The sequence below is a fragment of the Moritella sp. genome (genome assembly GCF_033791185.1).
Classification (GTDB): Bacteria; Pseudomonadota; Gammaproteobacteria; order Enterobacterales; family Moritellaceae; genus Moritella.
Genome location: NZ_JASJHF010000009.1, coordinates 1 through 5,833, shown reverse-complemented (window position 1 = coordinate 5,833; position 5,833 = coordinate 1). Strand labels below are relative to the sequence as shown.

Annotated in this window: 3 protein-coding genes and 1 pseudogene; 3 read left to right on the top strand and 1 reads right to left on the bottom strand. The window is 42.1% G+C overall.

The annotated features are described in order from the left end of the window. Positions 1 to 272: 272 nt before the first annotated feature. Positions 273 to 752, top strand: coding sequence for a putative 4-hydroxy-4-methyl-2-oxoglutarate aldolase (locus QNK26_RS00550; RefSeq protein WP_319220315.1), 480 nt, complete (start codon positions 273 to 275; stop codon positions 750 to 752). Positions 753 to 853: 101 nt separating this feature from the next. On the opposite strand, the gene aceK is transcribed toward QNK26_RS00550, so the two are convergent. Beyond that, positions 854 to 2,596 carry a bifunctional isocitrate dehydrogenase kinase/phosphatase gene (gene aceK / locus QNK26_RS00545; RefSeq protein ID WP_319220314.1) on the bottom strand — a complete coding sequence of 581 codons (1,743 nt, stop codon included), beginning with the start codon at positions 2,594 to 2,596 and terminating at the stop codon, positions 854 to 856. A gap of 332 nt (positions 2,597 to 2,928) precedes the next feature. Between aceK and thrA the strand changes: the two genes are divergently transcribed. Continuing rightward, positions 2,929 to 5,388 (top strand): bifunctional aspartate kinase/homoserine dehydrogenase I, encoded by a 2,460-nt coding sequence (gene thrA / locus QNK26_RS00540; RefSeq protein WP_319220313.1) that lies wholly within the window; start codon positions 2,929 to 2,931, stop codon positions 5,386 to 5,388. A 2-nt stretch (positions 5,389 to 5,390) separates the two neighbouring features. Then, a pseudogene (locus tag QNK26_RS00535) lies at positions 5,391 to 5,833 on the top strand (homoserine kinase); the annotation flags it as partial.

Below are 5,833 nucleotides of genomic sequence, written 5' to 3'. Positions count from 1 at the left end.
GTTATATGGCATATACCAACTTCCTGATGACGCACCACCCAAAGAGTGAAAGAGAATTCCTAAAATTGCTTGCATACTATTGACTTTTAAGTTTTAAAGTTTTATTGATTCATAATTGTCTATGTATGGACTTTGTTAATTAATTATAGATTGGAATAATTGTTCTGCGCTAATATGTCAGTCGTTGTAGCAAATGTTGTTGTTCTTAACGAATCGGGCAACATCGCTATGGGAATGTCTGCTGTAAAGAATAACAATGCTAAGGATGGACTATGTTAGACCTATTACCTGATCTATGTGATCAACATTTCGAGCAATTATCCGTGATGGAACCTATTTTTCAAAGTTATGGAAAAGCGACTATTTTTAGTGGCCAAGCGGTAACTATAAAATGTTTTGAAGATAACTCGTTGGTGAAAGAATTGGCGGGTACGCCAGGCGCAGGGCGTATTTTAGTTGTCGATGGTGGCGGCTCAACACGACGGGCATTGCTTGGCGATATGATTGCTGAAAATGCGGTTCACAATGGTTGGGCTGGGTTTGTTATTTATGGCGCAATTCGTGATGTCGCCACGATTAATAGGTTGGCATTAGGGGTTAAAGCGATAACGGCCTGTCCGGTAAAAACTGAAAAACGTGGTTTAGGGGATAAAGGTGTTGATTTACAGTTTGCAGGGGTGAGTATTGCTGACGGTGATTACATCTATGCTGATTTAAATGGAGTGGTGGTCGCCAAACAAGCGCTGCTCTAATACATTAATGGCTTGCTTTGGCGAGTTGGTGATGAGGTTAATTGCTTATTAACCCCATCACGTTTTGCTTAGCTCGCAATTTATTTCGTTAGCGCTATGACTTACTCAGTTGGCTCTTCTTCTATATGCCGCTGAAAACGCCGCGCTCGGCGATAAGGGAATACATCGTTGTATTTACCGCGATTAATATTGTCTTGCAGTCCTTTCCAGTAATCAGCATCAAGCAGATCTGCATGGTATTTTTTAAATAGCTTATTAATATCAGGTCGAGATAGTAAGAAAGTCTCAAACTCCTCGGGAAATACATCGTTAGGGGCGACAGCGAACCAAGGTTCAGCCTGCATGATATCCTCTGGATAGCGTGGTGGTGGAATGTAGCGAAAGTTCACTTCATGCATATAAGATATTTCATCATAATCGTAGAAAATAACTCGATTATGGCGGGTCACGCCAAAGTTCTTAAATAACATATCCCCCGGGAAAATACCGGCGGCCGCGAGCTGTTTGATGGCATTACCATATTCATCAATGGCGTTATCCAGCTCTTCTTCATTGGCTTGGTCGAGATACATATTGAGCGGGATCATCTTACGTTCAATATACAGATGTTTGATCACTACCTTGCTATTCGTCATTTTTATCACTGAGGGGGCGACAGCTAATAATTCGTCCAGTAGCTCTTGGCTAAATCGCTCTTTTGGAAAAGCAAAATTCTTAAATTGTTGGGTATCGGCCATGCGCCCGACACGATCATGAGATTTTACGATCTGATACTTTTCTTTTACAGTGGCGTGATCGATTTGTTTGGGGGGCGCAAACTCATCTTTAATGATCTTAAATACCACATCATAAGAAGGTAGGGTAAATACACTCATCACCATGCCTTTAATACCAGGGGCAATAATAAACTTATCGTCAGAGTTCTCTACATGTTTTATATAATGGCGAAACAATTCGGTTTTAGCGTGTTTTTGACAACCAATCGCCGAGTAGATCTCAAAATTAGTTTTATTTGGGATCATCGGTTTTAAAAACTGCACGATGGCGCCAGGTTCGGGGGCATAGACAAAAAAGTAAGCACGGGCAAAGCCAAATAAAATACTGGTTTCTTCTTTTTCAAAAATAACCGTATCTAAATAGATCTCATTTTCTTCGTTATTTAAAATCGGGAATACCAGTGGATACATCTCTCCATCAGCAAAGATCTTACCCATCAGGTAAGCGCCTTTATTACGATAGAATACTTCGTTAAGCATGTGTACTTCGATATGTTTGGCATCGGTAAGTTGCTTAGGCGCATGTTGATTAAGGTAATCGACCACATTGGCCAGATCGCGGTTTAAGTTCTCCCAACGTGCGGTAAAGGTATAATCGGTAATGACCTTGCGCAAGATCACCGAAAAGTTGCCACCTCGGGTATAACTGCGATAAAAATTATTTGGGTAGGCGGGATCACGAACACGGTTGGCATTGGTAATAAATAATTGGTCTTTGTAGATGTTAGTGTGCTTAAAGACACGGCGGTAAACGGAGTTAAAGAAGCTTTCGGCAATCTCAAAATTAGCGTAATGCTGTAATAGCGCTTCAAATTCACACTTAATGCTTTGTAAAAACACTTGGTCGGCTTCTACTTCTGCAGCGAGGTCTTGCATTTGCTGTGCGGTTTTACCAACGTGGTAGTCATACAGGCTGATACGTTTTTTCGCGGCTATTTGCACACCATGCCAATCGGCGTTTTCAAAACGTAACTTAGCGCCGCGGGTCACTTCTAAAAAGCGACTATAAAAAGCGTCAAATGATCCTAACAATGAACCGGCAATTTGGGCTTCTAAAACTTTTTCCATTCGACAAATCCTTGGATTTAAGACATGTCTCAATATCGCAATGTTTTTACATTATATCAACATTTTTACATTCATTTAGCGAGGTATAGATTTAAACAACTAAATTTATTTTAAACTTGATTAACATCGCATTTTTTGATATTTCTATAGGTATTGAAATTATTGACAAATTTATTAAATATTTTATGACTTATTGCTTAGCGTTCATTACCACCACCATTACTAACACTGTTATTACAACGGTGGGATGATACGCAGGGCTAAGACAGAAATAACAAAAAAGCCCGTTACCATTTTGGAACGGGCTTTTTTTTATCAACGAGGAGCAAAGGATGCGAGTTTTAAAATTTGGTGGTACGTCGTTAGCAAATGCTGAACGATTTGCCTGTGCAGCAGATATATCAGTAAGTAACATCGAGCAATCACAAGTAGCACTCGTGTTATCTGCACCAGCAAAAGTGACCAACAACTTGGTTGCGGCTGTACAACAAACGGTTCGTGGCCTTGACGCAGAATCATCACTGGAAGACATTGATGGTATTTTTAAAGCGCTCATTGCAGGCTTAAAACTGCAATACAGCAACTTTAATGACGCGCTGGCATTAACACAGGTAGCTGCATCATTAGCGACATTAAGAGAATACTTATATGGCGTTAAGTTGTTATCGCAGTGTCCAGAAAACATCGAAGCAAAAATATTAAGTACCGGTGAAAAGCTAAGTATTGTGTGCATGGAGCAACTGTTATTAGCGCGCGGCTTTAAGGTGGAAGTGATTGTTCCACAAGATAAGCTAGTCGGTCAGGGCAGCGTATTAGAAGCATCGGTAGATATTGATGCCTCACGTGCTCGTTTCGAACAAGATCCAATTAAAACCGACCACATTTATTTAATGCCAGGCTTCACCGCAGGTGATGAACAAGGCAATACCGTGGTACTTGGTCGTAATGGTTCGGATTATTCTGCGGCAGTATTGGCGGCATGTCTGTATGCGGATTGTTGTGAGATCTGGACCGATGTAGACGGTGTTTATGCGTGTGATCCACGTTTAGTAAAAGATGCCAAATTACTTAAAACATTAAGCTACCCAGAAGCAATGGAGCTGTCTTACTTTGGCGCCAAAGTATTGCACCCAAAAACCATTGCCCCGATTGCTCAGCATCATATTCCTTGTTTGATTAAAAATACCAAGAATCCAGAAGGTGAGGGCACCTTGATTGGCGGCTTAACGTCAAAAACCCAAGCAGAAGTTAAATCATTATCAGAGCTAAGTGGCATGACGATGATTAACGTATCAGGGCCGGGTATGAAAGGTATGGTTGGCATGGCTGGTCGTATTTTTGAAACCGTATCTCGCGCAGGTGTCTCGATTGCACTTATCACCCAGTCATCGTCAGAATACAGCGTCAGTTTCTGTATCCACAGTTATGATGCAGGCAAAGCCAGATTAGCACTCAATAGCGAGTTTAATCTTGAGATCAGTAATCAGTTATTAGAACCGATTGAAATGCGTGATGGCTTAGCGATTGTGTCACTGGTGGGTGATGGCATGCGTAAAGCCAATGGTATTGCTGCGCGTTTCTTCATGGCATTAGCACAAGCATCGGTTAACCTTGTGGCGATTGCCCAGGGGTCATCAGAGCGTTCTATTTCTGCGGTTATTGACGAAAGTAAAGCCAATGAAGCCATTAAAGCCTCACACAATATCTTCTTTGGTAAACAACAATACATCGACCTGTTCTTATTAGGCTGTGGTGGTGTTGGCGCGGCATTAGTCGAGCAAATTAAACGTCAAAAAGAATTCTTAGCAGAACGTCAAATTGAGATCCGCGTGTGCGGGATCGCCAATAGCCGTCAAATGCTATTAGATTCAGAGGGTCTGTCATTAACCAACTGGGCGGATGATCTTGGCGCGAGCAATATTGAATTCTCATTAACAGCGCTTGAAGATCTGGTTAAAAACAGCCACATCATTAATCCGGTGATCGTTGACTGTACCAGCAATGATAATCTTGCCAGTCAGTATGTTGATTTTCTTGGCAGTGGTTTCCACGTGGTAGCGGCAAATAAGAAAGCCAATACGATGAGCATGGATTATTACCACGAACTGCGTTTAACCGCGTTAAAAACCCGCCGTCGTTTCTTATATGATACTAACGTTGGCGCTGGTCTACCGGTTATTGAGAACTTACAGAACTTATTAAGTGCTGGTGATCAGTTAGAGCGCTTTAACGGTATCTTGTCGGGTTCTATGTCATACATCTTCGGTAAATTAGATGAAGGCATGAGCTTCTCGCAAGCCACTGCGCAAGCCCGTGATAATGGCTTTACTGAACCGGACCCTCGTGAAGATTTAAGCGGCATGGATATCGCCCGTAAACTGTTAATTATTGCGCGTGAAGCGGGCATGGATTTAACTTTAGACCAAGTTGAAGTCGAAGAAGCAATACCAGCTGGTTTTGATGCCTCAGGTACTAATGAAGAATTCATGGCGAACTTGCCAAAAGCAGATGCGTATTTTGCGGACTTACAAGCAACGGCAGCACAAGAAGGCAAAGTACTACGTTATATCGGTCAGATTGAAGACGGTAAATGTAAAGTATCAATCGCAGCAGTGCCAGAGTCAGATCCGCTCAATAAAGTTAAAGATGGCGAGAATGCATTAGCATTTTACAGCCGTTATTATCAACCAATTCCGATGGTATTACGTGGTTATGGTGCCGGTTCTGAAGTGACTGCTGCGGGCGTATTTGCCGATGTATTACGTACCCTTAACTGGAAGCAGGAGGTTTAGCCATGAGTCTTGTTGCATATGCACCGGCTTCGATCGGTAACGTCAGTGTCGGTTTTGATGTATTAGGCGCCGCGCTAGCACCTATTGATGGCACCTTGGTTGGCGATCGCGTTTATATCGCTGCCACCGATGGTGATTTTGCCTTAACATCAAGCGGTCGTTTTGCCCATAAATTACCAGATGATTTCCGTGAAAACATTATTTACGATTGCTTTTTAGCTTACGGCAAAGCATTAGAACAGCGTGGTTTAACAATTAAATCATTGGTGATGGAATTAGAAAAAAATCTACCAATCGGTAGCGGACTCGGTTCGAGTGCGGCATCGATTGTCGCTGGTTTAGAAGCGTTAAACGCATTCCATGATAATGAACTTGATGACAACGAAATGGTGTTGTTGATGGGCGAATTAGAAGGCCAAATCAGTGGCAGCGTGCATTATGATAA

Bases quoted from the DNA above. Each gene is read 5' to 3' on its own strand.
- aceK (WP_319220314.1), bottom strand. From the start codon at position 2,596: ATGGAAAAAGTTTTAGAAGCCCAAATTGCCGGTTCATTGTTAGGATCA.
- thrA (WP_319220313.1), top strand. From the start codon at position 2,929: ATGCGAGTTTTAAAATTTGGTGGTACGTCGTTAGCAAATGCTGAACGA.
- QNK26_RS00550 (WP_319220315.1), top strand. From the start codon at position 273: ATGTTAGACCTATTACCTGATCTATGTGATCAACATTTCGAGCAATTA.